Source organism: Afipia clevelandensis ATCC 49720 (assembly GCF_000336555.1).
Taxonomy (GTDB): domain Bacteria; phylum Pseudomonadota; class Alphaproteobacteria; order Rhizobiales; family Xanthobacteraceae; genus Afipia; species Afipia clevelandensis.
On record NZ_KB375281.1, the window covers coordinates 4,338,343 to 4,362,168 of the forward strand.

The 23,826-nt window shown below is 59.9% G+C and carries 23 protein-coding genes and 1 pseudogene; 15 read left to right on the forward strand and 9 right to left on the reverse strand.

Annotated elements, in window-relative coordinates; all coding sequences use genetic code 11:
• Window positions 1-20 precede the first annotated feature (20 nt).
• From HMPREF9696_RS20730 to tcuB, 6 genes and pseudogenes are all read left to right on the forward strand, one after another.
• On the forward strand, window positions 21-1,586 hold the full coding sequence (locus tag HMPREF9696_RS20730) for a class I adenylate-forming enzyme family protein (RefSeq protein WP_002715021.1): 1,566 nt from the start codon (window positions 21-23) through the stop codon (window positions 1,584-1,586).
• A gap of 1 nt (window position 1,587) precedes the next feature.
• Window positions 1,588-3,060 (forward strand): NADP-dependent succinate-semialdehyde dehydrogenase, encoded by a 1,473-nt coding sequence (gene gabD / locus HMPREF9696_RS20735; protein WP_002715022.1) that lies wholly within the window; start codon window positions 1,588-1,590, stop codon window positions 3,058-3,060.
• 264 nt (window positions 3,061-3,324) lie between these two features.
• Window positions 3,325-3,450 (forward strand): annotated as a pseudogene (locus tag HMPREF9696_RS20740) (branched-chain amino acid ABC transporter substrate-binding protein); the annotation flags it as partial.
• A gap of 63 nt (window positions 3,451-3,513) precedes the next feature.
• The gene (locus HMPREF9696_RS20745) at window positions 3,514-4,398 is read left to right on the forward strand and encodes an NAD(P)-dependent oxidoreductase (RefSeq protein WP_002715023.1); all 885 of its coding nucleotides are present in this window, start codon (window positions 3,514-3,516) and stop codon (window positions 4,396-4,398) included.
• A gap of 39 nt (window positions 4,399-4,437) precedes the next feature.
• A complete protein-coding gene (gene tcuA / locus HMPREF9696_RS20750) occupies window positions 4,438-5,868 on the forward strand; it encodes an FAD-dependent tricarballylate dehydrogenase TcuA (protein WP_002715024.1) in 1,431 nt (476 codons plus the stop codon).
• The gene (gene tcuB, locus HMPREF9696_RS20755) at window positions 5,852-7,066 is read left to right on the forward strand and encodes a tricarballylate utilization 4Fe-4S protein TcuB (protein ID WP_002715025.1); all 1,215 of its coding nucleotides are present in this window, start codon (window positions 5,852-5,854) and stop codon (window positions 7,064-7,066) included. The genes tcuA and tcuB overlap by 17 nt, the downstream gene beginning before the upstream one ends.
• A gap of 342 nt (window positions 7,067-7,408) precedes the next feature.
• Here the strand turns inward: tcuB and HMPREF9696_RS20760 are convergent, their stop codons facing one another.
• Window positions 7,409-7,861, reverse strand: a complete 453-nt coding sequence (locus tag HMPREF9696_RS20760) for a hypothetical protein (protein WP_002715026.1) — start codon at window positions 7,859-7,861, stop codon at window positions 7,409-7,411.
• A 161-nt stretch (window positions 7,862-8,022) separates the two neighbouring features.
• On the opposite strand from HMPREF9696_RS20760, the gene HMPREF9696_RS20765 reads away from it, so the two are divergent.
• Complete coding sequence (locus HMPREF9696_RS20765; RefSeq protein WP_002715027.1) at window positions 8,023-8,757, forward strand: cyclic nucleotide-binding domain-containing protein; 735 nt, start codon at window positions 8,023-8,025, stop codon at window positions 8,755-8,757.
• A gap of 314 nt (window positions 8,758-9,071) precedes the next feature.
• Here HMPREF9696_RS20765 and HMPREF9696_RS20770 read toward each other — a convergent pair whose 3' ends face one another.
• Window positions 9,072-9,869, reverse strand: coding sequence for an IclR family transcriptional regulator domain-containing protein (locus tag HMPREF9696_RS20770; RefSeq protein ID WP_002715029.1), 798 nt, complete (start codon window positions 9,867-9,869; stop codon window positions 9,072-9,074).
• Window positions 9,870-9,947: 78 nt separating this feature from the next.
• On the opposite strand from HMPREF9696_RS20770, the gene HMPREF9696_RS20775 reads away from it, so the two are divergent.
• The 5 genes from HMPREF9696_RS20775 (at window position 9,948) to HMPREF9696_RS20795 (ending at window position 13,934) form a co-directional block, all read left to right on the forward strand.
• Window positions 9,948-10,919: a Bug family tripartite tricarboxylate transporter substrate binding protein gene (locus HMPREF9696_RS20775; protein ID WP_002715030.1), complete on the forward strand. Its 972-nt coding sequence runs from the start codon at window positions 9,948-9,950 to the stop codon at window positions 10,917-10,919.
• Between the two features lie 35 nt (window positions 10,920-10,954).
• The gene (locus HMPREF9696_RS20780) at window positions 10,955-12,007 is read left to right on the forward strand and encodes an amidohydrolase family protein (protein ID WP_002715031.1); all 1,053 of its coding nucleotides are present in this window, start codon (window positions 10,955-10,957) and stop codon (window positions 12,005-12,007) included.
• A 1-nt stretch (window position 12,008) separates the two neighbouring features.
• The gene (locus tag HMPREF9696_RS20785) at window positions 12,009-13,112 is read left to right on the forward strand and encodes an amidohydrolase family protein (RefSeq protein WP_002715032.1); all 1,104 of its coding nucleotides are present in this window, start codon (window positions 12,009-12,011) and stop codon (window positions 13,110-13,112) included.
• A gap of 2 nt (window positions 13,113-13,114) precedes the next feature.
• On the forward strand, window positions 13,115-13,528 hold the full coding sequence (locus HMPREF9696_RS20790; protein WP_002715033.1) for a Rieske (2Fe-2S) protein: 414 nt from the start codon (window positions 13,115-13,117) through the stop codon (window positions 13,526-13,528).
• A gap of 85 nt (window positions 13,529-13,613) precedes the next feature.
• Window positions 13,614-13,934 carry a non-heme iron oxygenase ferredoxin subunit gene (locus tag HMPREF9696_RS20795; protein WP_002715034.1) on the forward strand — a complete coding sequence of 107 codons (321 nt, stop codon included), beginning with the start codon at window positions 13,614-13,616 and terminating at the stop codon, window positions 13,932-13,934.
• An 11-nt stretch (window positions 13,935-13,945) separates the two neighbouring features.
• Here the strand turns inward: HMPREF9696_RS20795 and HMPREF9696_RS20800 are convergent, their stop codons facing one another.
• From HMPREF9696_RS20800 to HMPREF9696_RS20830, 7 genes are all read right to left on the reverse strand, one after another.
• Window positions 13,946-14,827 carry a hypothetical protein gene (locus HMPREF9696_RS20800; protein WP_002715035.1) on the reverse strand — a complete coding sequence of 294 codons (882 nt, stop codon included), beginning with the start codon at window positions 14,825-14,827 and terminating at the stop codon, window positions 13,946-13,948.
• Between the two features lie 128 nt (window positions 14,828-14,955).
• Window positions 14,956-15,483: an inorganic diphosphatase gene (gene ppa / locus HMPREF9696_RS20805; protein ID WP_002715036.1), complete on the reverse strand. Its 528-nt coding sequence runs from the start codon at window positions 15,481-15,483 to the stop codon at window positions 14,956-14,958.
• A gap of 54 nt (window positions 15,484-15,537) precedes the next feature.
• On the reverse strand, window positions 15,538-15,933 hold the full coding sequence (locus tag HMPREF9696_RS20810; RefSeq protein ID WP_002715037.1) for an acyl-CoA dehydrogenase family protein: 396 nt from the start codon (window positions 15,931-15,933) through the stop codon (window positions 15,538-15,540).
• Between the two features lie 241 nt (window positions 15,934-16,174).
• Window positions 16,175-17,377, reverse strand: a complete 1,203-nt coding sequence (locus HMPREF9696_RS20815) for a CaiB/BaiF CoA transferase family protein (protein ID WP_002715038.1) — start codon at window positions 17,375-17,377, stop codon at window positions 16,175-16,177.
• Between the two features lie 92 nt (window positions 17,378-17,469).
• Window positions 17,470-18,246 (reverse strand): SDR family oxidoreductase, encoded by a 777-nt coding sequence (locus HMPREF9696_RS20820; RefSeq protein WP_002715039.1) that lies wholly within the window; start codon window positions 18,244-18,246, stop codon window positions 17,470-17,472.
• Window positions 18,243-19,223, reverse strand: a complete 981-nt coding sequence (locus tag HMPREF9696_RS20825; RefSeq protein WP_002715040.1) for a 3-hydroxyacyl-CoA dehydrogenase NAD-binding domain-containing protein — start codon at window positions 19,221-19,223, stop codon at window positions 18,243-18,245. Before HMPREF9696_RS20825 ends, HMPREF9696_RS20820 begins: the two co-directional genes overlap by 4 nt.
• Window positions 19,207-20,001, reverse strand: a complete 795-nt coding sequence (locus HMPREF9696_RS20830) for an acetoacetate decarboxylase (protein WP_002715041.1) — start codon at window positions 19,999-20,001, stop codon at window positions 19,207-19,209. The genes HMPREF9696_RS20825 and HMPREF9696_RS20830 overlap by 17 nt, the downstream gene beginning before the upstream one ends.
• Before the next feature lie 390 nt (window positions 20,002-20,391).
• Here HMPREF9696_RS20830 and HMPREF9696_RS20835 point away from each other — a divergent pair, with 390 nt between their 5' ends.
• The 3 genes from HMPREF9696_RS20835 (at window position 20,392) to HMPREF9696_RS20845 (ending at window position 23,794) form a co-directional block, all read left to right on the forward strand.
• Entirely contained in the window at window positions 20,392-21,396 is a 1,005-nt protein-coding gene (locus tag HMPREF9696_RS20835) for an AraC family transcriptional regulator (RefSeq protein WP_169332505.1), read from the forward strand.
• Between the two features lie 430 nt (window positions 21,397-21,826).
• On the forward strand, window positions 21,827-22,768 hold the full coding sequence (locus HMPREF9696_RS20840; protein WP_002715043.1) for an AraC family transcriptional regulator: 942 nt from the start codon (window positions 21,827-21,829) through the stop codon (window positions 22,766-22,768).
• Between the two features lie 216 nt (window positions 22,769-22,984).
• On the forward strand, window positions 22,985-23,794 hold the full coding sequence (locus HMPREF9696_RS20845) for an esterase/lipase family protein (RefSeq protein WP_002715044.1): 810 nt from the start codon (window positions 22,985-22,987) through the stop codon (window positions 23,792-23,794).
• Window positions 23,795-23,826 lie beyond the last annotated feature (32 nt).

Consider the following 23,826-nt stretch of genomic DNA (forward strand, 5'->3'; position numbering starts at 1 on the left):
GAGCAAGCTGAGAGGGAGACATGCTCCACACAGATCTTATCGCGCCGATTCCCGCGCTGTTGCGCCGCCATGCGGAGGCGCGTGGCTCGAAAATCGCCTTCCGCGACGCCGAGACGGCGGTCACCTACGCCGATCTGGCGGCGCGCACTGCCAATCTGGCTGGTCATCTCGTTGATCACGGCGTGAAGCCGGGCGACAAGGTGGCGATCTTCCTGCCCAACTCGGTTGCCTGGATTGAAAGCTGTTTCGCCGTCAATCGGGCTGATGCCGTCGGTGTTCCTGTCAGTTATGAGGCAACAGCATCGGAGGTTCTTTATCGGCTTCAGGATGCCGGATGCACAGCCATCATCACCACCGATGAGCGGATGGACATGATTGCGGCTTTGCGCGCAGACGCGCCGTCGCTGAATTTGATTGTGCTGGTGGACCGTGGACCGGAAACCCGGCAGGGCTTGAGATATTCTGAATTTGCAGCAGGAAAGCCAAAATCGGCTCCGCCGGATTCACTCGATATCCACGCGCCTGCTTTCATTATCTACACATCCGGAACGACTGGCCGCGCAAAGGGGGTGTTGCTTTCGGTTCACAGTATGCTCTGGGTGGTCGCGGCCTGCTGGGCGCCGATCGCGGGCCTGTCCGAAGCAGACACCGTGCTGTCTCCGCTTCCGCTCTTTCATTCCTACGCGCTCAACCTTTCCGTGCTCGGCATTCTTGCGACCGGAGCGACCGAGTACGTCATGGAGAAGTATTCGACCACCGAGGCGGCGCGCCTGCTGAAGACCGGCGAGTTCACGGTATTCCCCGGTGTGCCGACCATGTTTCACTACTTTCTCGAGGCGGCGAAATCAGAACCGGCGCAAGCGTTTCCGAAGCTGCGCATTGGCATGTCGGCCGGTGCGATCATGCCTGCGACGCTCAATCGCGAATTCGAATCCCGTTTTGGAATCAAGCTGCTCGACGGTTACGGCATCACCGAGACGTCGACGATGGTGACGATGAACTGGATGACCGGTGCCCGCATCATGGGATCGTGCGGATTGCCTCTCCCCGGACTGGCTGTTCGTATTGTCTCCCCAGCGTCCGGAGACGATGTTGCGATCGGTGAAGAGGGCGAATTGATCGTTCGCGGTCCCAACCTGATGAGCGGCTATCATAACAAGCCGCAGGAGACCGCCGCCGCGTTGCGAAACGGCTGGTATCATACCGGCGATCTGGCGAAGAGTGACGAGAACGGCTTCCTGACGATCACGGGACGTCTCAAGGAGTTGATTATTCGCGGCGGTCAGAACATTGCTCCGGCCGAAATCGAGGAGGCGGTCAATTCTCTCGAAGACGTGATCGACAGCGCGGTGGTCGGCATCCCCCACCAACATCTGGGTGAGGTTCCGGCCTTGTTTGTCGTCACCCGGGGTGACGGACGTATCGACGCGGAGGCTGTTCTGGAACATTGCCGGGGCCGTTTGTCTTCTTATAAGGTGCCGTTCTCGGTTCATTTCGTGGCGGACATCCCGCGAACCGGATCGGGCAAGATCATCCGCTTCAAGCTGCGCGAAATGCTGGTCGCGCCGGAAAACAAGGCGTCATAACATGCTGGACAAGGTCGCAAAGCTCACCCTGAAGGATTCCTCGCTGCTGCGTGATGCCTGCTTCATTGGCGGCGAATGGGTTGCCGCCGACGGAGGCGGAACGATCAAGGTCGATAATCCGGCGACGGGCGCAGTTGTCGGCAGCGTGCCGAACATGGGCGCGGCGGAGACGAAGAGAGCCATTGAAGCGGCCAACGCGGCGTTGCCGGCCTGGCGCGCCCGAACCGCGAAAGAGCGATCGGCGATTCTGCGCAAATGGTTCGATCTGATGATGGCCAATCAGGAAGACCTTGCGATGATCATGACGGCGGAGCAAGGCAAGCCGCTTGCCGAGAGCCGCGGCGAGATCGCCTATGCGGCGAGTTTCATCGAGTGGTTCGCGGAAGAGGGTAAGCGCGTTTACGGCGATACCATTCCGCCCTTCACCTCCGATCGCCGTATTGTGGTGCTCAAGCAGCCGATCGGGGTCTGCGCCGCGATCACGCCGTGGAATTTTCCGGCGGCGATGATCACCCGCAAGGCCGGCCCCGCGTTGGCAGCGGGTTGCACCATGGTCGTGAAGCCGGCGAGCCAGACACCGTTGTCCGCACTCGCGCTGGCGGTTCTTGCGGAACGCGCCGGCGTGCCGAAGGGTGTGTTCTCCGTGGTGACGGGATCCGCTTCCGCCATCGGCGGTGAGATGACGTCGAATCCAATCGTGCGCAAGGTGACGTTCACCGGCTCGACGGAAATCGGCAAGAAGCTGATGAAAGAAAGCGCCTCGACAGTGAAGCGGACCTCCATGGAGCTGGGCGGCAATGCTCCGTTCATCGTGTTCGACGACGCCGACCTGGACGCCGCAGTAAAGGGCGCGATGGCGTCCAAATATCGCAACGCCGGCCAGACCTGCGTCTGCGTCAACCGCATCTTCGCGCAGGATCAGATTTACGACAAGTTTGTCGAAAAACTCTCGCAGGCAGTGCGCGAACTGAAGGTCGGAGATGGCTTCGCGGAAGGCGTCACCATTGGACCGCTGATCAACATGGCTGCGGTGGAAAAAGTCGAAGAGCACATCAATGATGCCACGTCAAAGGGTGCCAAGGTGGCGGTCGGCGGTCACCGCCATGCGCTCGGCCGTACTTTCTATGAGCCGACGGTTCTGACGGGCACGACGCCCGACATGCTGATCTTCCGTGAAGAAACCTTCGGGCCTGTTGCGCCAGTGTTTCGCTTCAAGACCGAGGACGAAGCCATACGGCTTGCCAACGACACCGAGTTCGGGCTCGCGGCCTATTTCTATGGCCGCGATATCGGGCGGGTCTGGCGCGTTGCCGAAGCCCTTGAATATGGCATGGTCGGTATCAACGAGGGGATTATCTCCACGGAAATCGCGCCCTTCGGCGGCGTCAAGGAAAGCGGCAACGGCCGCGAGGGTTCGAAATACGGCATCGAAGACTATCTCGAGATCAAGTACCTGTGCATGGGTGGAATCTGAGGCAACGTGCGATCGCGACCGCCCGGTTTCGGACGCATATGCGGCTGCCCGAGATGACTCGGGTGTTCCGCCGCGCTTGCTCTTTGTAGGGCAGAGGCGTGCCAATTCAGGCCGCCTGATCAGGCTGCGCCGGATTTTCTGGACTTCCGCGCCGGTTGGACGTCCAGGAATTTCCCGGGCAGGTCGTAGTTCTTCGGCACTTCGGGAATTTCCCGCCCAATGTATGCGTGACCGGCGTTGCGGCGGCGAGCAGCAGGCCGCGCATTCCAGGTCAAAAAGCCGGACGAATCGAAGTACAAGTACGACTACTATAAAATCATTACGACATCGCCCGGCGAGCAGGCCTTTCGGCCGATGAGCGACGGCAACTGCCCGCTGGTGAAGGGCTGATCTGGTGTTGTGGCGGGCGCGGGATTCCGCACTCGTCGAGGTTCGATATTCAAGGAGTTTGGCATGGCGGGTGCCATTGGCTTTATAGGTCTCGGCGTGATGGGCGAGCCGATGTGCCGGAATCTCGCACGCAAAAGCGGGCGTGCTGTTTTCGGCTTCGACCGGGCGGACGATCCGCTGCAGCGGCTGGCGGCCTCAGGTGTCAAACGGGCCGCTTCGCTGGCCGAACTGGCGAAGCAATGCGACACCATCTTCATGGCGTTACCGAGCGGAAAGCATGTGCAGGCGGTCTGCGATGGGGAGGACGGCCTTCTGAAGCACGCCGAAGCCCGCCATATCATTGTTGATCTTGGAACGTCTCCCGTGGAGATGAGCCGTGAACTGGCGAAGCACTTCGCCGCAAAGGGCGCGCGATATGCCGATGCTCCCATCGCGCGGACAAGGCAGGCCGCGGAAGAGGGGACGTTAAGCGTCATGGTCGGCGCGGACGCCGCGACCTTCAGCGAACTCCAGCCGCTGATCGCGACTTTTGCTACGGACATCACCCATTGCGGCGATGTCGGCGCGGGTCAGGTCGTGAAAATCCTCAACAACATGGTCCTGATGCAGACGGTCGTAGCGCTTGGTGAGGCGCTGGAAACGGCGAAGCGCGCCGGACTTGATGCGAAGCTGCTGTTTGAAACCCTTGCGAAGGGTTCGGCTGACAGCTTTGCATTGCGCAATCACGGCATGAAGGCGATGCTGCCGGATATGTTTCCGGAGCGTGCGTTTTCCGCGGAGTATGCCCGCAAGGATATCTCCTACGCTCTCGACCTGGCCCGTTCAGTGGACATCAAGCTGCCGGGAGCCGAACTGGCCGACAAGGTGCTCGGCGAGACGATCGAGGCCGGATATGGTGATCTCTATTGGCCTGTGCTCGCGCGGGTCATCAAAATATCCCGCGCGTAGGGTCGCGGGTGAGGGGAAATCCTTGCAAGAATCTCGTTCATGATTGACGTCCTTGTCATCGGCGGCGGGAATGCCGCGCTGTGCTCCGCGCTGATGGCGCGCGAGGCAGGCGCGTCGGTGCTGATGCTGGAGGCCGCGCCGCGCGAATGGCGCGGCGGCAATTCCATGCATGTGCGCAACCTGCGCTGCATGCACGATGCACCGCAGGACGTTCTTGTCGAAGCCTATCCCGAGGAGGAGTACTGGCAGGATCTTCTGAAGGTGACAGGCGGACTGACCGATGAACCACTTGCGCGGCTGGTGATCCGTCATTCGTCGCGGTGCCGCCCATGGATGCGCGGTCACGGCGTTCATTTCCAGCCGCCGTTGTCCGGCGCTTTACATGTGGCGCGCACCAACGCCTTCTTCATGGGCGGCGGCAAGGCACTGGTGAATGCCTATTATCGCAGCGCCGAAAATCTTGGCGTCAGGATTCGCTACGATGTGCCAGTGAAAATGCTGGAGCTGAAGGATGGACGCTTTATCGCCGCCATCACGGAAGCAGGGGAGCGGATCACGGCGAAAAGCTGCGTCCTTGCCTGTGGCGGCTTTGAGTCAAACATCGAATGGCAGCGCGAAGCCTGGGGACAGAACGACCTTGGCGAGTGGGTCGCTGAGAACTTCCTGATCCGCGGCACGCGATTCAATCAGGGCGTGCTTCTGAAGTTCATGATCGACGTCGGAGCGGACTCCATCGGCGATCCAACACAGGCGCATTGCGTCGCCATTGATGCGCGGGCGCCACTTTACGATGGCGGCATCTGCACCCGTATCGACTGTGTTTCACTCGGTGTCGTGGTGAATCGCGAAGCGCGCCGGTTCTATGATGAAGGCGAGGACTTCTGGCCCAAGCGCTATGCGATCTGGGGCCGGCTGGTTGCACAGCAGCCGGGCCAGACAGCCTGGTCGATCATCGACCGGAAAGCGATTGGGCGTTTCATGCCGCCGGTGTTTGAAGGTACGCGGGCGGATACACTCGAAGATCTCGCGGGCAAGATCGGTCTTGACCCCGCAGTCTTCGTGCAGACGCTGTCAGCCTACAACGCTGGATGCCGTCCCGGCACATTCGATCACACCACGCTCGACGATTGCCATACCGAGGGTGTGACACCGGCCAAGACCCACTGGGCGCGCGCAATCGATACGCCGCCATTTTATGCCTATCCGCTGAAGCCGGGCATCACTTTCACCTATCTCGGCATGAAGACCGACGCCACCGCAGCGGTGCGCTTCAAGAATGTTCCAAGCGACAATCTTTTTGCGGCAGGGGAGATGGTGGCGGGGAACGTGCTGGGCAAAGGCTATACGGCCGGGGTCGGTATGAGCATCGGCACGGCATTCGGTCGAATTGCCGGGGTCTCCGCAGCGCAGAGCGCGGGCTTCCGTCATCCGATATTCCGGGAGGAACTGGCTTATGCAGCCGCTCGCTGACATGCCGGATGCTGCGGCCGACAACGGCGCGTGTGACGACGGAATCTCGCTTGTGAGCGCGCTCACCGCGGATGAGCGCGAGGTCGCGCGTGTCATGCAGATTTGCAACGCCTGCCGCTATTGCGAAGGGTTCTGCGCGGTGTTTCCCGCCATGACACGGCGGCTTTCGTTCGACAGGGCGGATACGCACTATCTCGCTAATCTCTGTCACAACTGCGGATCATGCCTGCATGCATGCCAGTATGCGCCTCCGCATGAGTTCGCGGTCAACGTGCCGAGAGCGATGGCGAAAGTGCGCAAGCGCACCTATCAGGACTATGCATGGCCCTCGTCATTCGGCCAGCTTTATCGGCGCGCGGGGCTCACCACGGCGCTCGCGCTTGCGGGTGGGCTTTCGCTGTTCCTTGTGCTTGCCGTTGCGATGAACGGAAAGCTCATCCACGCGCCACTGGCGGGAAACTTCTACGCCATCTTCCCGCACAATTTCCTGGCAATTCTGTTCAGTGTCGTTTTCCTGTTTGCGCTTCTGGCGCTCTTTATCGGCGTGATCAGATTTTGGCGTGAAGTTTCGCCGGCTAAAGACGTCGCTGCGCGCGACGTGGCGTCCATGGCGCAGATACGAATGCCTGCCGCGGCGGAGTCCCTCTCGGACGTTGCACGGCTGCGCTATCTCGGCGGCGGACATGGCGAAGGATGTAACGAGGAAGACGATCATTTTACGCTATGGCGGAGGCGCTTTCACCATTTCACGCTTTACGGATTTCTGCTGTGTTTCGCGGCGACCTGTGTTGCAACGCTCTATCACTATCTTCTCGGCCTTCACGCGCCTTATGCCTTCACCAGCTTGCCGGTGATCCTGGGATCGCTCGGCGGCGCCGGCCTTGTGATCGGTCCCGTCGGGTTGCTGTGGCTGAATCTGCGCCGCAACCCGCAACACGGTGATCCCGAGCAGCATGGCATGGACCGCGGCTTCATCCTGTTGCTGCTGCTGGTCAGCGTCACGGGCTTTGCGCTCCTTCTCTTGCGCGATACGCGATTCATGGCGCTGTGGCTTGCCATTCATCTCGGCACGGTCATGGCGCTGTTTCTGACATTGCCCTACGGCAAGTTCGCCCACGGGTTTTTCCGCTCTGCAGCGCTTCTGAAATTCAATATCGAGAAGCGCATGCCAAATCGTCTTGGAGTCGGTGGAGAGTAGTGCGGGGCAAAATCTGCACCGACCACTGCAGAGTGACGTCAGATTCTTCGGCATCGGCATGACGTCGCCAATGCTGCAGGAAATCTCCGCCGGGACACTTATCGGACTTCCGGATGCCGGCTTCAATGCACTAACGGTGGAACAGAGGCGAGCATCGCCGGCATCGCAGCCGGATTCGAAGATGAATCACTGTCCGCCACTCAGAGAAACCAATTTATGAGTATAGAACCTGGCCGGCGATGACCGCTGGTTTTATATCGAAGACTGCATGGGCAAGAACTGAACGGAAACGGGGCATGATCGCGGCCGTCATGCCCCTTGTTTTTGCGATGATGGCTGCAATCAGTGACGTCGCGTGCTCGGGATAAAGCTGATGCGGGCCGCCAGCAGATCGTAGGTTGTAGGGCAGGCGCCGGGGACACCGGTTCTGCGGTTGAACGGTTGCTCGAGGCTGATGGTCTGGCACGAGAACCGGGCAGCGAGTTCGTTTGCGCTTGTGATGATCGCCTCGTCGATCAGTTGACCGGGCATTCGCGCAACCACAAGATTGCCAAGACAGAGCTTCTTGCGGGCCCTGAGGTCGATGTCGATCCGGTAGCCGAACAGGGCATGGATCAAGCCCCGCCGGTCCCGGATGGCGATCAGACCCGTGCGGTCTTCCGGCTGGCGGCAGCGACGCCGGGCAAAGCGCATCCATTCGTCCAGCGAAATGCTGGCGTCATGCAGGTAGACCAGCGGGTATGCCGACTTGGCGTCCCTGAGGCCAATCGGATGCGCTTGAAAATGCTGGTCCATCGCCAAGAACCTGTTGCCGATCCGTCCCCGAAAATGGCAACCTGACCGTTATCCAGCCCTTATCGCATTGATGTGTATCAACGATTCCGGATTTTGATTTAGGTCAAAAGTGTTCAGGGAATTGGTATATATAAAGGGTCAGGTCAACACGGGCGGCAGAGATGGACACGGTCGAGCAGTGCGCGGTGGGTCAGCCTTGCAAGCACAATCGCAGCAGCACCGGGTGCGCGGAATGCGGTGTCCGATTGGTCAGCGTTTGCGGCGCGCTCGAACTGTCCGAACTTGAGGCGCTTGAGCGAATCAGCCACCCGACGACCTTCGCACCCAAGGCGATGCTGTTCGATCAGGGAGCGCTCGCCAGCCACGTTTTCAATATCACCGAGGGGGTCGTGCGGCTCTATAAGTCGCTGCCGGACGGCCGGCGGCAAATCATGGGATTTGCCCTGCCGGGGGATTTTCTCGGGCTTGCCCTGATGGATCGTTACGGCGTGACCGCCGAAGCGGTGACGCCGGTCAGGGTCTGCCGTTTTGTGCGCTCGTTGTTCGTGTCTTACATCGACGGCAAGCCGCATCTGCTGCGGCGCTTGCATGAGTTCGCTGGACACGAACTCAGCTTGGCGCAGGATCAGATGCTTCTGTTGGGGCGCAAGACAGCCGAAGAAAAGGTTGCCGCGTTTCTTGTCAATCTCCAGATGCGCTATGCGCGAATCGGGCCGATGTCAGTCACTGTGGCGCTTCCTATGGGACGACAGGACATCGCGGATTATCTCGGCTTGACCATCGAAACGGTGAGCCGCACACTGACCAAGCTCGCGCGCGAAAAAACCATCCTGATCGTCCCCGATGGTGTCCGGCTTCTCAGCAGTGAACGGCTCGATCATCTGACCGCGGCATGACCCGCCACACGCGAATGCGCGTTTGATCGAGGTCAATTCGCGCATCGTCTATCGGCGATAGGTGTTTCTCCATTGTAATGGAGACAACAATGCCGAGAGACACCGTCATCGCGATGATTCCCATCCTTCTCATGTTCGGGTTCTTTGCAGCGGCCATGATCTGGGCCGATATCTATTCGCGCAAACCGAGATAGAGAGTCAGGGCAGGGGCTTGGCTGCGTCGGCGCGCGCTGCCCTGTGCTGAGAGTCAAGGCGCGGGGCGGATGAGCATCCCGCGCCAGCAGGACTTCCGCTCGGCCGCGGAGTCTTGAGCGTCAAATCATGTGATTGCTGATTTCGTCGGCTGCCCTGATCAGCCGTGGCAGAAACTTCTTCACCAGCGCGGCGGGCGAGTGCCGCGCCAGATTTGTCGACAGATTGATCGCGGCGACCGTTTTGCCGCCTTCGCCCCGGATCGGGGCCGCAATGCCGAAGGCGCCCACTTCGAGTTCATCGGTGACGATACTCCACCCTTGACTGCGGACCGTCGCGATTTCCTTTTCAAGTTTGCGGATATCTGTGACGGTCTGGCGGGTCCATGCGCGGCGATCCGAATTCGTCAGCACCGTCCTGCACTCCTCCGGCGGCAACCCTGCCAACAGCACTCGCCCCATCGACGTGCAAAAAGCCGGAATGCGGCTGCCGATCGTCAAGCTCCGCCGCAGCACGCTCGTCACCTCCGCGCGGGTAATATAAATCACATTGGATCCGTCGAGCACCGAGATGGCGACAACTTCGTCAGCCTCGCGAGACAGCGTCTCGATGATCGGCTGTGCGACCTCGCGCAGCGAGAGCGAAGACAGATACGAGAAACCAAGTTGCAGAACGCGTGGCGACAGCGAGAACACGTCGCCGTCCTGACGCGCCATCCCCAACGCGACCAGCGTATGCAGCAGCCGCCGGACGCCCGCGCGGGGCAGGTTCGTTCGCTGGGCGACACCAGTCAGTGTCAGACCGCGCTCCTGACTGAAGGCGGCGATCACCAGCAGGCCCTTGGCGAAGGATTCCACGAACTGGTCGCTGCCCGGGGGCCATCGTGTCGCATCCGTCCATTGATCATCTAGCGTGAGCATGGATTGCCATCCCTGAGGTCTGTGTTATCGTGTTCGATAATAGACAATAAGTTCGACAGTCGAACAAGAGGAAACTACATGCGACGGGTTCAGTTCTTTTCTATTCTGGGTATGGTGGCGGCACTTGCGGCGGGCGCGGCGTCCGCACAGGATTTCCCTGTTCGTCCGGTCAAGATCGTGGTTCCAGCGGCGGCCGGCGGGCCGACCCACATTACGGCACAGCTCCTCGCGGATAAAATGCAGGCATCGCTCGGACAACCGGTGATCGTGGAGCCGAGGCCCGGCGCCGGCAACAATCTCGGCGCCGAAGTGGTCGCCAGAAGCGCCCCGGATGGATACACGCTGTTGTTCGCGACGACCGGGACGCACGCGATCAATCAGACCCTTTTCAAGAAACTGCCGTTCGACCCGATCAAGGATTTCGCGCCGGTTTCGCTTGTCGTGCAGTATCCGCTGATGCTGGTGGTCAACAACGACCTTCCGGTCCATTCCGTGAAGGAATTGATCGAATACGCCAAGAAGAATCCTGGCAAGCTCAATCGGGCTTCTGGCGGAAACGGCACATCAATGCATCTGTCGGGCGAGTTGTTCGTCAAGCAGGCCAACATCGACGCGCCTCATATTCCCTATAAGGGCAGCGCGCCCGCGCTGAACGATCTGATGGGCGGACATGTCCAGCTCATGTTCGACTCGATGATCACCACCATGCCGCTGGTGGAAGGCGGAAAGGTTCGGGCGCTGGCCGTCACCGGCAAGAAGCGCTCGCCTGCGGTGCCGAACATTCCGACGCTGGCCGAGAGCGGCTTGCCAGACTACGAGGCGACCGGATGGACAGGTATCGTCGCGCCGGCGGGCACGCCCCCGGACGTCATCAAGAAGCTGAACGCATCCATCGTGCAGGCGATCAAGTCTCCCGACGTTCAGCAGGCCTTTGCGCGGCAGGCTGCCGAACCGGCCGGCTCGAGCCCGGAGGAATTTGCCACCTTCATCCGGAAGGAAACCGATAAGTGGGGCAAGACCATTCGTGCCGCCGGCATTAGCGCGGACTAACGGCGTCCCGAACGTCAGCGAGAAGGAACGATCCGGTGCTGCAACGAGTCAATCCGACACCGAAGATCGACTGCGATCTTCATGTGACTTTGCCGACGACGCAGAAGTTGCTGCCGTTTCTGGACGACTATTGGCGTGAACAGGTGACCAGCCGGGGAATTGACCGGCTGGAATTGACAAGCGATCTGTCGAACATGCCTCCGGCGGTCCGGCCTGACTGGCGGGGCGAAACCGAAGTCGATCAGGTGCGCAAAAGGGCGCTGGACGACATGGGTTCGGACATCGCGATCTGCAACTGCCTTTATGGCAGTCAGGCGGTCTACAATCAGGATCTTGCTGCTGCGCTCTGCCGAGCGACGAATGATTGGCTTGCGAAGGAATGGCTCGACAAGGACGATCGCTTTCGCGCGTCGATCGTGATCCCCTGGCAATCTCCCGAACTTGCCGTCGAAGAAATCGAGCGCCGCGCGTCCGATCCGCGTTTTGTCCAGGTGCTGATGATGGTGCTGGGAGAGACGCCGCTCGGCAAGCGGCAGATGTGGCCGATCTATGCCGCTGCGGAAAAGCACGGACTTCCGATCGGCATACATTCGGGGACGATCTATCGCTCCGCGCCATGGACCAACGGGTGGCCGTCCTATCACATCGAGGATCAGGTCGCCCAGAGTGTGGGTTTTCAAACCCAGCTACTCAGCCTGGTTGCGGAAGGTGTCTTCGAGCAGTTTCCCTGGCTGAATGTCGTGCTGCTCGAATCGGGCGTCACCTGGCTTCCGTCGTTCCTCTGGCGGATCGACAAGCTCTGGCGCGGTTTGCGCATGGAAGTGCCGTGGCTGAAGCGCGCGCCAAGCGAAATCGTGAAGGAGCGGGTGCGGCTGACGATGCAGCCTTTCGATGGACCGAATGATCCGCAGATTGTGCGCGAAATGATCGACCAGATCGGTCCTGACATGATGCTGTTCTCAACCGACTATCCTCACTGGAACTTTGAGGGTGCCGACTTCGCGCCGGCTGGCTTCGATGCCGATCTGATGGCGAAGCTGCGCACCGAGAATCCGATGAAGACATACGCACGCCTGCAGGGGGCCTGAGATGAGCATCGTCGAAAGCACGCAAAAGTCAGCCGACGCCAAGAGCGCGGCCGGGATCATTGACTGCGATATTCATCCGCTGCCGAAGACCGCCAAAAGTCTTCATCCGTACCTGCCGAAGCGCTGGCAGGAACATGCCGAGGAATTCGGGGCGCACCTCAGACAGCCGTTCATCAACACGACGCAATACCCGCGCTCGGCGCCTCTGATCTGCCGCCGGGATGCGTGGCCGCCGGGAGGCGGACCTCCGGGATCCGACCTCGCGTTCATGCAGCAGCAGCATCTCGATCCATTCAATATCGTGCATGGCGTTCTGATTCCCCTGTTCGGAAATGTCGCGAGCGAACGGAATCTCGGTTACGCCCGGGCCATGGCGACGGCTCACAACGATTGGCAGATCGCGGAATGGTGCGAGCGCGACAAGCGGCTGTACGCGACGCTGGTCGTCGTGCAGGACGACGCGGCGGCGGCCGTCAGGGAAATCGAGCGTTGCGCCCGTGACAAGCGTTTCGTTCAGATCATGCTTGCGCCGCGCAGCAGCGAGCCGCTCGGCCGGGAACGGTACTGGCCGATCTATGAAGCGGCGCAGGCGTTCGATCTGCCGCTCGGAATTCACTCTTACGGCGTCGGCGGGCATGCCTCGACAGGGGGCGGCTGGCCGTCCTTCTATATGGAAGAACACTACGCCACGACGATGGGGGGACCCGCCGTCATGAGCAGCATGGTTCTTGAAGGAGTGTTTGAAAGATTCCCGAAGCTGAGAGTTGTCTTGGTGGAGATCGGCTTTGCCTGGGTTCCGAGCTTCGCGTGGCGTCTTGACCGGTTGTGGCAGCGCATGGGCCGGGAAGTCCCGCATCTGACCCGGCCGCCGTCCGAGTATATCAGACGGAATTTCTGGTACACGACACAGCCGATGGAAGAGCCGCCCCAGCCGGAACTGCTCCGGCGCACGTTCGATTGGGTTGGCTGGGACCGTTTGTTGTTCTCCAGCGACTATCCGCATTGGGATCAGGACGATCCGGCCTATGCGTTCAACATGAAGATGACGCCGGCGGAGCGGCGGCAGATCTGCCGCACCAATGCGGAACAGTTTCACAGGTTCTGATCATGGCGAAGGAAAAAGTCGGACTGGTGAGGGATATTCCGCCGGGACATCGCAAGGTCGTGACGGTTCGGGGCCGCGAGATTGTAGTTTTCAACGTGAAGGGCGATTTTTACGCCTTGCTCAATCGCTGTCCCCATGAGGGCGCGAACCTGAGCCGGGGCATCATCACCGGCTTGCCGGAATCCAGCGCGCCGGGCTGTTACAAGCTGTCGCGGCCTGGCGAGATTTTGCGCTGCCCCTGGCATGGGTGGGAATTCGACATCAAAACGGGAAAATCCTACTGCGATCCGCAGCGGCTGTTTACACGACAGTACAAGACCAGCGTTGAAAGCAGTTGCGAGCGCGTGGAGGGACACCTGACCGCGGAGACATTTCCGGTCGTGGTTGAAGAGGCGACGGTTTTTGTCGAGGTCTGATCCGGGTGAATGGTTCTTCGCACCTTAGTCCCGAAGACAACGCTTAAAAATAGCTTCCGTAAAATCTCTGAATACAGGAATGAATATGAGTGAAGTTTGGCATTCCGTTTGCGCGCGCGATGAGGTTCAGGCCGGAGCAATGCTCCCGATCGAAATCGGCGACATGCATATCGCTGTCTACAACGTCGATGACGAGTATTTCGCGACCGATAACATCTGCACGCACGGCTTCGCGCTGCTGACAGACGGCTTCCTTGACGGGGATAGCGTTGAGTGCGCCTTGCATGGCGGATGTTTCAACATCAGGACCGGAAAGGCGCTGTGCGAGCCGGTCGATGTCGATCTTCGCACCTTCCGGACACGGCTTGTGGATGACCGTGTCGAAGTTTGCATCGACGGGGCCTAAATATTCGGGCGTTATCGCAGCGGCATCGGCGGGCGCGGGACGCTGGCGTCGCCGGGCTGCGGCGGAAGTTGCGCGGGCGCAGCCGGGGCGGCGTAGGTGTCGCGTTGTGCGGGCGCATGCGGATACGCCTGAGTCTGTGATGGCGGATACGGCGCCGCTGGACGGGGAATCACAACGGGAGCGGCGAGCGCGCGCTGCGGCTGCGCCTGCCGTTTTGGCGCGGGTTTTGTGCCTTTCGCGCTGGCCGCCCGGCGCGCTTCCTGCTCATTGATCTTTGCGACATCGCGGCCGAGCTGCTGCTGACCGGTCTGAAGTTGTTCAACGGTTTGCCTGAGCGAGGCGATTTCCTGCTTCATGCTCTCGATCGACTGCGCGATCTCGGGCGGCAACTGAGCTTGACCGGGAACAGAGGTGGCTTCCGGCACGGAGGGGGCAGTGTTGGCATCCCGCGTGGAAGCATTCGGCGCGGTTGCGGCCTCGGCTTTTGGCTCGGACGGAGATGCCTGGCCCGCTGAATCCTGTGATTCAACAGAAGCGGTTTGTGGGACAAGCGCAGCAGGGCGGAGTTGCGGAATCAATTGTGAAATCTGCTGTTTCGCCGTGTCGCCATAGACAAGCCAGACTGCCGCGATGAGCATGCCGGCACACACAGTCGTCATGAAAAGACGGCGGCGCGACCTTGCGAGATGCGGCGAATCGAGGAGGTCGCCGATGTTGTCATTCAACGGTGCGGTCTGAAATTCCGGTTCGCGTGCAAGCTCCGGCGATACAGCAGGCGCAATGCTGAGTTGGGCGGATTCTTCCATGACGCGGGGAGCGAGGCCTCGGAGCTGCGCTGCGATCGCGTCATGGGGATCGGCCGAAGGGTCTGCGTGTTGCAGGTTGGGTTGCATGGTCGCTCCGTGATGTGTGCGAGGTGCGATGCGGCGCGGACATTCCGGGCAGTCTGCATCCGGAAAGAGGCATCGCGCTTTGACCACAACAAGGCGCAGGGGTGGAAAGTCTGGGGCAGGGGAACCGGCTATTTCCTTGCGCGCGCAATTGCCTCGACGATTAATTGGCGTGCATCCGCTGCATCACCCCAGCCGATCATCTTGACCCACTTTCCGGGCTCAAGATCCTTGTAGTGTTCGAAGAAGTGCTGGATCTGCTCGCGCGTAATCGGCGGCAGATCGACATAGTTGTGAACATTCTCATAGCGTTTGGTGAGGCGCGGCACGGGGACCGCGATGATTTTCTCATCACCGCCGCCGTCGTCCTCCATTCTCAGCACGCCGATCGGGCGTACATTGATCACCGCTCCGGGCACGATCGGCCGCGTGTTGGCGACCAGGACATCGATTGGGTCACCGTCGTCGGAGAGCGTATGCGGTACAAAGCCATAATTGCCGGGATAACGCATCGGTGTATGCAGGAACCGGTCGACGATCAGTGTTCCAGCAGCCTTGTCCATCTCATATTTGATCGGCTCGCCCCCAATTGGCACTTCAACGATCACGTTCACGTCTGCCGGTGGATTGTCGCCGATTGCAATCGCGTCGATGTTCATGGCCGGCTGTCCTCTGAGCGGATGTGTAAATGAAGCGAGAAGTAGCCGATCTCCTCAGACGAATGCACTCAGGCCGGTAATGGCACGTGCTGTGACAAGCGAATTCATCTCGCGGGTACCCTCATATGAATAGATGGCTTCGGCATCGGCGACAAACCGGCCGATATTATAATCGAGCACAATCCCGTTGCCGCCAAGAAGCTCGCGAGCCCACCCTACAACTTCGCGCATCCGATAAGTGCATGTTGCCTTGGCAAGTGCAGAGTGTTCGTGGCGATAGACCCCTTCGTCCTGTGCTTGTGCGAGACGCACCACAAGTCCGAGACAGGTCGTGATGTTGCCGAGCATGCGTACCAGCAGGTCTTGAACGAGTTGGTAGCTCGCGATCGGTTTGCCGAATTGCTTGCGGGTTTTTGTGTATGCGAGAGCGTGTTCATAGGCGCCCATCATGATGCCCACCTAACTCCAGGCGACCCCGGCGCGGGTGCGACGCAGCAGTTCGGCGGTGTCGCGGAAGCCTTTCGACGTCAATTGATGCGTAAGCGGGACGCAGCAGTCCGTCAGTATGATGTCGGCGACAGTCTGCTGCTCCTGTTCGGTCAGCAGACTCTAGAAATTGTAGAAATCACTGGGAAGTTGCTCGAGGATCATTGCAGATATCCTGAACTGTAATGATTGATGGATCGAACGGTTATGCGACGGCTTTCTTCTCTCGCAGTTGAGCGATCATGGCGTCGTTGTAGCCAGCTTCGCGCAGGATCTGGTCGCTGTGTTCTCCGAGCGCAGGAGGCTTCCGCGGCGGCACCTTTCTAGAGCCGGTGACGAAGAACGGACTGTTGACCGTCATCAGTGTATCGCCCTCGAATGGAATCAAAACTTCCGCAGCGAGCGCCTGTTGGTCGCTGGCGACCTGATCCATCGTGGATACGGCTTCGAACACCAGACCATTTTCCCGGAATAGCGCTTGCCAGTCGGCGCTATCGCGGGCGGCGAATGCTGCGTCGAGGATGGCAATCAGATCGCGCGAGTTCTTGGAGCGAGAGGCGCGGTCGGTGAAACGCGGATCGGCGACCAGTCCCTCGTTGCCGATGCATTTGGCGAGAATCGGAAAATGCTTGTCTTCGTTCACCAGTGCCAGAAGCAGCCATCCGCCGTCGCGGCACTGATAGTAGCAAGAGAGAGCGTTGAAGCTGTGCTCGCGCGGCGGGCGGGGCTGGAAGGTCGCGCCGCATAGGGCAGCTTGCGTCCATACGCCGTTGGCCCACATGCCGTTGGCGATCAGCGACGATCCGACATGAGCGCCACTGCCGGTTTTCTCCCGCTGATAGAGCGCCAGCATGATCGCGGCGAACAGCGAAATTCCCGAAGGATGATCGCCCATACCGCTCAAGGCGCGGGCGGGTGTCGCCCCGGCGTTCGGCACGACCTGATCCATCAGGCCGGAGCGCGCCCAATAGGCCGTGAGATCGAAGCCCGGTTTACCGGACTCGGAGCCGGTCTCGCCGTACCCGGTGAATGATGCATAGATCAGCCGGCCGTTCAGCGCGGAGAGTGTTTCATAGTCGATGCCCAGCTTCTTGCGGATCGCCAGCGGCTGGTTGGTGATGAAGACATCGGCGTCCCCGATCAGTTTGTGAAGAACCTCCTGTCCCTCCGGTGACGCCAGGTTGAGCGCGAGGCCGCGCTTGTTGCGGTTATCGAGAAGCCACGCGTAGTTGTGTTCGGATTTCGGCATGCCGGGATTACGGGTGACATGCCGATAAGCATCGCCCATCCCGGGCGGCTCGATCTTGATGACATTCGCGCCAAAGTCGCCCAGCACCGAGCCCGCGACAGGAGCTGCGATAAAGCTACCGCAGTCAATGACTTTCAACCCTTCGAGAATGCCGGTCATGAGTCTTCTCCCGAAATTGCGACAATGTTTCAGTCTGGCGATTGGTTTGTGCAACCGATCCGGACGGCGCACCGGCGCCGTCCGTTCGAGCCTCAGCCAAGGCTGGTCTGGTCTCCGTCGACAGGAATAGCCTGGCCGGAGATGTTCCGGCCCGCATCGCTGACGAGAAACACGACGAGCGCCGCGACATCTTCCGCGGTGACGCCACGCCGCAGCGAGATGCGCTGAAATGCACGCTCCTGAAGCGTCTCGTAAGAAATGCCCGCTGATGCCGCCTTTTCGCGCATCACGCGCTCGACGCGCGGGCCTTCGACCATTCCCGGCTGAATGGCGTTGACACGGATGCCTAACGGGCCAAGCTCGATCGACAGCGTCTTCGTGAACCCGATGATTCCCCACTTGGCGGCCGCATAGGCGGCGCGTTTGGGGTAACCGAGCCGTCCGCCGATCGACGACATATTGACGATGCTGCCGCCTCCGGCATCGCGCAACAGCGGGATCGCGCGCCGTGCGCAGAGAAAATGCCCGTCAAGGTTGACGGCGATCGTGCGCTGCCAGTCTTCAAGGGACAGTTCCTCAGCCGGCAAGGTCGGCCCGGAGATGCCTGCGTTGTTCACCAGAATATCCAGACCGCCGAGTTGTTGCTCGACCTGATCGAACATGACATCGACCTGCGCTTCGTCCGATACGTCGGCGCGCACCGCGAGACCCTTTCCGAAGGTCGACGTGAATGCGTCAAGCGCCGCGGTATCGACATCGCAGACCATGCAGCGGGCGTCGGCCTCGATCAGCCGCTCGGCGATGACGCGGCCGATCCCGGACGCTCCGGCTGTCACGAGCGCCCGTCGATCCTTGAGGAGGGCGCTCATACCGGCTTCTCATCTCTGTCGTTGACGGCAGCAAGCGCATGCAGGATCGCAAGCTGTGAATCATCGCGCCTGCGCTCCATCTCCGGAATGGACGTGCGTCCGAACGAAGCCGCAGCCTGGTCGATAATGCGTCGTTGGAGTTTCTCGTCGAGCTCGACCTGAAGAATGACCTTGAACGAATTGGCCATGTTCTTGCCCAGGTGCTGGAAGAACGATTCCAGTCCCTTCGGTCCCCCACCCATATGAAAAGAACTGAACGGACCGTTCACCGCCCATCGAAGACCGATTGAACTCGTGACGATGTCGTCAAGCTCATCGACGGTCACGACGCCTTCTTGTACGAGGTAGCAAGCCTCCCGCATGATGGCGCGCTGCAGCCGGTTCGCAACGAAGCCCTGAATTTCCTTTTTGAGAACGCGGGGTACCTTGCCGATCGCCTCATAGAACGCCACTGCATCGGCGGTCGCGTCGGGAGAGGTGCGTTCTCCGGGCACAACTTCGACCAGCGGAATCAGGTGCGGGGGGTTGAAGGGATGGCCGACAAGCATGCGGCTTGCATCCTTCATCAGCGCTGCCTGTTCCGTGGCGGGCCGCGCGGAACTCGAGGACAACAGCAGCGCGTGTTTTGGCACGAGCGGTTCGATCCGTGCCCAGAGCTGCTGTTTCCATTCCGGATTTTCCGGGCCGTTTTCCTGAATCAGGTCGACGCCGGTGATTGCGCGTTCAATATCCGGCTCGAAGCGCAGGTTCTTGTCGAGTCCTTCATGCGGCAGACCGAGCGCTTTCAGCGTCGGACCCGCCTTCGCCAACATCGTCCGGACGACCTTTTCGATATCCGGCTGCGGATCGTTGACGACGACATTAAGTCCACGGGCGAGAAAAAGCGCGGTCCACGATGCGCCAATCACACCGGCGCCGATGACGCAGGTGTTCTTGTAGCGGCTCAGAATTGCCTGATGATCAACTGACAGTGGCATGACGTTCACCTGATGCAGCCTTGGTTGGTTTATCCAGATAGTTGTAGCAAGGCTTGGCGCGGGCCAGTGTCAGATCCGTCAGGATGTGAGAGGCTCCGATAATTTCCCTGACGGGGAAGTCGGCCATTGGCGCGAGCGCGTGTGCGAACAATTCCAGCCTTGCCGGGCCTATCCATGCACCCTTGACGGTAATGTCGGTAATTTCGGTGCGCAAGAGTTCGCAGATGCGAGGCTCGCCGGCCGGCTTCGGGCTGTCATAGGTCCAGAGAATTTTCAGCATAAAGGTCGGTACACAGATCTCTCGTTTGGCTTCTTCGAGGTCCATGGCGCGGTGCTTGTATCCCATGGTGGCCTGGGCAACACGCAGGGTGCCGTAATCCATCGTTCCGACGAGCGTGTCTGAATCGACGTACAGCCGCGGCTTACCGAACACCTTTGGATAGGCACTGATCTCGCGACCGGATGCGAGCGCCGGCGCGTTGTCGAGATACATCGCATGCAGGTATTCGCCCTTTTCCTCACCCAGGCGGACCTGGATTGCTTGTCCGCATTCGGTGTAGTCGCCGAGGCCCGACGTATCGGGCATGCGCATGATTTCCCAGCGCACCAGCGGCTCGTCGATCTCCAGGGGTTCGGGAACGACAGCGCGGAGCGCTTCGATGTCGGTCCGATACAGGATGTTGAAGTATTCGCGGTTGTTGAAGCGAAACGGGCCGCGCGGAAAGGCCGGTGCGCCGATCGGAGTTGTTAACTGTTTGACGACGTCCTTTTCCTTCATTGCACTCCCCCCATTGTGCGATGCCGAAAACTTGCGAGCGAACGGCTTATTTGTTTCTGTTGATTGGCTGCATCGCTTCAATCGACGATGCACATGACGCATTTCGACCGACAAGGTGCGATCAGACCGATTGGAGGGTTACTTCAGGACATGCGCTTTCGACACGAAACCCTTTTCTAAACTTTCGGTCGTCGATATCGTGTGCATGTATCTAGTCGGATCGTTTCGCTGCCAGAGTAGCGAGGACTTGCGGGCCGCTCTCAACAAAGATCCCGAATAAGGGGACGCAAGCCGAGCTATGGATGGAGGAAACGAATGGTCAGGGTGAGCAAGCATGTTTCGGACGGAGCCGCGACTGAACTCGTTCGCCGGTGTCCGCCAGATTTCGATATGCGCATCTACTCACCGCATTCGATCGCAGCGCTCGTTGCCGAGCTTGCGACGCAGGGAACTCCGGCGGATGCAGTGCTTGGGGGAACGGATATCGCCGCCTCGCAGCTTGATGCCCATACGACAAAAATATCCTACAGACAGCTCGACCTCGTGATTCGTAATGTGCTGGGCCTATCGAGCGATCCCGCTGTCGCCCTGCGCGCAGGCAAGCGAATGCATATTACGGCTTACGGAATGTATGGCTATGCGCTGTTGAGCAGCGCGACGCAGGAGGAAGCGCGTGAATTCGGCGCCCGCTACATCCGGGTGGTCGGGCCGTTCTGCGATTTTTCCGTGTCGCAAGACAAATCCACCGTTGCATTGACCTTCGAGCCGTTGCACTGGCCCAACCCGACGGAGGACCTTCATCGCTTCGCGGTTGAGTTCGCGCTGTCCGCGCACTTGACGTCGACGGGGGATCGCATGGGCCCGGCGTTCAAGTTTTCTCGCGTTCTGCTCGACTACGCGCCGCCGCCGCATGCCGGCATGTACGACGATCTATTTCAGTGCCCGGTGCTCTTCGCGCAGCGAAGTTGCGGTTATGAGTATGAACGGAATGACGGGCCGGCGAGGCTGGCGGATGCGCGAACCCATGCGATGGCGCGCGAGATGTGCGAGCAACTTTTGGTTGATGTAAACCGATCTGGCGGCATTGCCGCGGATATCCGGCGAATTCTGATCGAGCATCCGGGAAAGTATCCGAGCATCGAGACGATCTCGGAGAAGCTCGGGATGTATCCCCGTTCGTTGCGGCGCAAACTGGAGGCTGAGGGGAATTCCTATCGCGATCTCCTGGCAGAGGTGCGCATGCGGCTCGCTATCGAATATCTGCGCAAGACACATATGACGAACGACGAGATCGCCACCCGGCTCGGCTATAGCGATGCGGCAAATTTCCGCCATGCGTTTGTCCGTTGGACAGGCAAGAGCCCATCAGATTTCCGAATTGCGGCGCGTACTTGAGTTTGCGATCGGTTCATTTCGTCCGCAAGTCACCGGGAGAAGGGATCAATCGCACCTCCCGCGCGTGAAGCGGCAGCGCTATGTTTTGGGGCTCATTGGTTTCCACCCCCAAACTCGACCGCTGGCGCCGCGCAACCAGCGGTCTCTTTTTTGAGACCGATGCAGCATAGCCTCAGGGCAACGCTCATGAGCGTGTCCGGAATTCACCCCGAGAACGAGTAGATTCGACCTTCCAATTCACCGGGATTATCGGATAGCGTCTGTTTCCGATCAGCCGGCGTTCTTTCGAGGCGCCAATACATCGCGCCAGATGGCATGCAAAAAGCCGGAGGAGAGCGGGATCGTGTATCGGCCTTCGCCCAATCTCATGCAGCGAGTGCATGCAGCTCACCGCATTGCGGCAGTTATCGCCGTTCTCAGGGAGGATGGAGTGCCTGCGTCGCAGGCGTTGTCGGGATCCGGGCTCAAGGTATCGACTTTCAAGACCGGCACCACGCGGGTATCCTATCAGCAGGTCGAAACCGTCTTCCGCAATGCCATTCACCTCTCGAAAGATCCTGCCATTGCATTCCGGGCCGGGCAGAAGATCAATGTGATGGCGTATGGGTTGTATGGCTACGCGCTCTTGAGCAGCCCGACTCGTGCCGAGGGGATTGATTTCACCACCAAATACAGTCGCGTGCTTGGCGCGATCGCGGACGTCATTTTCTCGCGCGACGAGGATACGGCGACTTATGCGCTTGAGCCGCTATTGTCGCGAAACCATAACGACGACGTCTACCGGTTTGCGATGGAGTTTGCATTTGCCGCCCTGATCACGCTTTGCAGGGATGTGTACGGCGGATCGTTCGGAATTTTGCGCCTGCGCGCGGCTTATTCCGCGCCTGCCCATGCCCGCATCTACAAACGCATGTTTCAATGCCCGATCAGTTTCGACCAGCCAAAGAACGAACTCGAATTCAACGCCGGCTGGATTGATCATCCGATGGTGAGGCCGGACCCGATCACCAATGTGATGGCTGCGGAAATGTGCGAGCGCTTTCTTGGCAAGGCGAAGGGATATGGCGGGGTTGCCGCCGATATTCGCCGCGCGCTGCTTGAACATCCCGGACGATTTCCAAGCATCGAAGCCATGGCCGCGGATCTGTCCATCCATCCGCGTACGCTGCGCCGCAAACTGGAAGCGGAGCAGGTCACGTATCGTGATGTTGTCGCGGAAGTCCGCATGAAGCTGGCCGTTGAATATCTGCGCAATACGCGCATGACCAACGAAGAGATCGCTGCGCGGCTGGACTACAGCGATGCTGCGAATTTCCGGCATGCCTTTGCGCGTTGGACAGGCCGAAGCCCTTCAGACTTCAGGGCAGGTTGAGCGGCTGCGGAGTTAGCCAAAAGGTGTACCGCTGTCCCAAATTCACCGGTCAAATGGTTCAATTGCACCTTTCCCGGCTTTGGAGCGCTGGCTAGCGTTTGTTCAGAAATCAAGCAGTGCGCGTGAGTGATCGTTCGCAATAGCGATCACGGGCGAAGACAAAGACTTGATGCTGAATGATGCGGAGATTCCGCAAAATCCGGGGGACATTCTGACATGGGCACTGCAGCCAGTTCTTCACATCCGCCATCGCAGTTACTTCTCGCGCTCGAACTGCGCGGGCTTTGGGAGCTGCAGGCGTTCTTCACGGCTTATCCTTTGCTGCGATACGCGCCGCGTGGCGACGGGCATCCTGTCCTTGTATTGCCCGGGCTCGCCGCAAGCGATGTTTCGACGAGACCGTTGCGGAGTTATCTCAAGGCACAGGGATATGCCGCGCACGGCTGGAAGCTCGGCCCGAACCATGGTCCACGCCCCGGCGTGGAGGACGGCATTGACGCACGTCTTGCCGAACTTTCCGATCGTTATGGCCGCAAGGTCAGTCTGATCGGATGGAGTCTCGGCGGCGTCTTCGCGCGTGAAGCCTCGCGGCGCGCTGCTGACCGGGTGCGTCAGGTGATCACACTCGGCAGCCCGTTCGCGAACGAGCCGAAGGCAAGCAATGCGTGGCAGCTTTACGAAGCCCTGAGCGGACGCCGGGTCGAGGATTGGCCTGGGCGTGAAGCCATGAAGCTGCCGCCGCCAGTTCCCAGCACCGCGATCTACACACGTTCCGATGGCATCGTCGCCTGGCAAGGATGCCGCGAGCAGCAGAGCGACACGACGCAGAATATTGAGGTGGAGGGTAGCCACTCCGGTCTCGGTTTCAATCCGGCGGTGCTTTATGCGATCGCGGATCGGCTGGCATTGGCGGAAGACAAGTGGTTGCCGTTCGACCGCAGCGGCTTACGGAGCATGGTTTATCCCGATCCGCATCGCAACGACAGCGAATGGGAAGCCGCGTTGCGGACAGGCGTCGCCGGGTAACAGCCGGAATTCTCGTCTTATCCGTTTCATAT

Excerpts from the sequence above, each read along its gene's own strand:
- HMPREF9696_RS20810 (WP_002715037.1), bottom strand. The coding sequence starts at position 15,933 with ATGATGGGCGCCTATGAACACGCTCTCGCATACACAAAAACCCGCAAG.
- HMPREF9696_RS20845 (WP_002715044.1), top strand. The coding sequence starts at position 22,985 with ATGGGCACTGCAGCCAGTTCTTCACATCCGCCATCGCAGTTACTTCTC.
- tcuA (WP_002715024.1), top strand. The coding sequence starts at position 4,438 with ATGATTGACGTCCTTGTCATCGGCGGCGGGAATGCCGCGCTGTGCTCC.
- HMPREF9696_RS20775 (WP_002715030.1), top strand. The coding sequence starts at position 9,948 with ATGCGACGGGTTCAGTTCTTTTCTATTCTGGGTATGGTGGCGGCACTT.
- HMPREF9696_RS20765 (WP_002715027.1), top strand. The coding sequence starts at position 8,023 with ATGGACACGGTCGAGCAGTGCGCGGTGGGTCAGCCTTGCAAGCACAAT.
- HMPREF9696_RS20760 (WP_002715026.1), bottom strand. The coding sequence starts at position 7,861 with ATGGACCAGCATTTTCAAGCGCATCCGATTGGCCTCAGGGACGCCAAG.
- tcuB (WP_002715025.1), top strand. The coding sequence starts at position 5,852 with ATGCAGCCGCTCGCTGACATGCCGGATGCTGCGGCCGACAACGGCGCG.
- HMPREF9696_RS20820 (WP_002715039.1), bottom strand. The coding sequence starts at position 18,246 with ATGAGCGCCCTCCTCAAGGATCGACGGGCGCTCGTGACAGCCGGAGCG.
- HMPREF9696_RS20770 (WP_002715029.1), bottom strand. The coding sequence starts at position 9,869 with ATGCTCACGCTAGATGATCAATGGACGGATGCGACACGATGGCCCCCG.
- HMPREF9696_RS20800 (WP_002715035.1), bottom strand. The coding sequence starts at position 14,827 with ATGCAACCCAACCTGCAACACGCAGACCCTTCGGCCGATCCCCATGAC.
- HMPREF9696_RS20835 (WP_169332505.1), top strand. The coding sequence starts at position 20,392 with ATGCGCATCTACTCACCGCATTCGATCGCAGCGCTCGTTGCCGAGCTT.
- ppa (WP_002715036.1), bottom strand. The coding sequence starts at position 15,483 with ATGAACATCGACGCGATTGCAATCGGCGACAATCCACCGGCAGACGTG.
- HMPREF9696_RS20730 (WP_002715021.1), top strand. The coding sequence starts at position 21 with ATGCTCCACACAGATCTTATCGCGCCGATTCCCGCGCTGTTGCGCCGC.
- HMPREF9696_RS20790 (WP_002715033.1), top strand. The coding sequence starts at position 13,115 with ATGGCGAAGGAAAAAGTCGGACTGGTGAGGGATATTCCGCCGGGACAT.
- HMPREF9696_RS20825 (WP_002715040.1), bottom strand. The coding sequence starts at position 19,223 with ATGCCACTGTCAGTTGATCATCAGGCAATTCTGAGCCGCTACAAGAAC.
- HMPREF9696_RS20745 (WP_002715023.1), top strand. The coding sequence starts at position 3,514 with ATGGCGGGTGCCATTGGCTTTATAGGTCTCGGCGTGATGGGCGAGCCG.
- gabD (WP_002715022.1), top strand. The coding sequence starts at position 1,588 with ATGCTGGACAAGGTCGCAAAGCTCACCCTGAAGGATTCCTCGCTGCTG.
- HMPREF9696_RS20785 (WP_002715032.1), top strand. The coding sequence starts at position 12,009 with ATGAGCATCGTCGAAAGCACGCAAAAGTCAGCCGACGCCAAGAGCGCG.
- HMPREF9696_RS20830 (WP_002715041.1), bottom strand. The coding sequence starts at position 20,001 with ATGAAGGAAAAGGACGTCGTCAAACAGTTAACAACTCCGATCGGCGCA.
- HMPREF9696_RS20815 (WP_002715038.1), bottom strand. The coding sequence starts at position 17,377 with ATGACCGGCATTCTCGAAGGGTTGAAAGTCATTGACTGCGGTAGCTTT.
- HMPREF9696_RS20795 (WP_002715034.1), top strand. The coding sequence starts at position 13,614 with ATGAGTGAAGTTTGGCATTCCGTTTGCGCGCGCGATGAGGTTCAGGCC.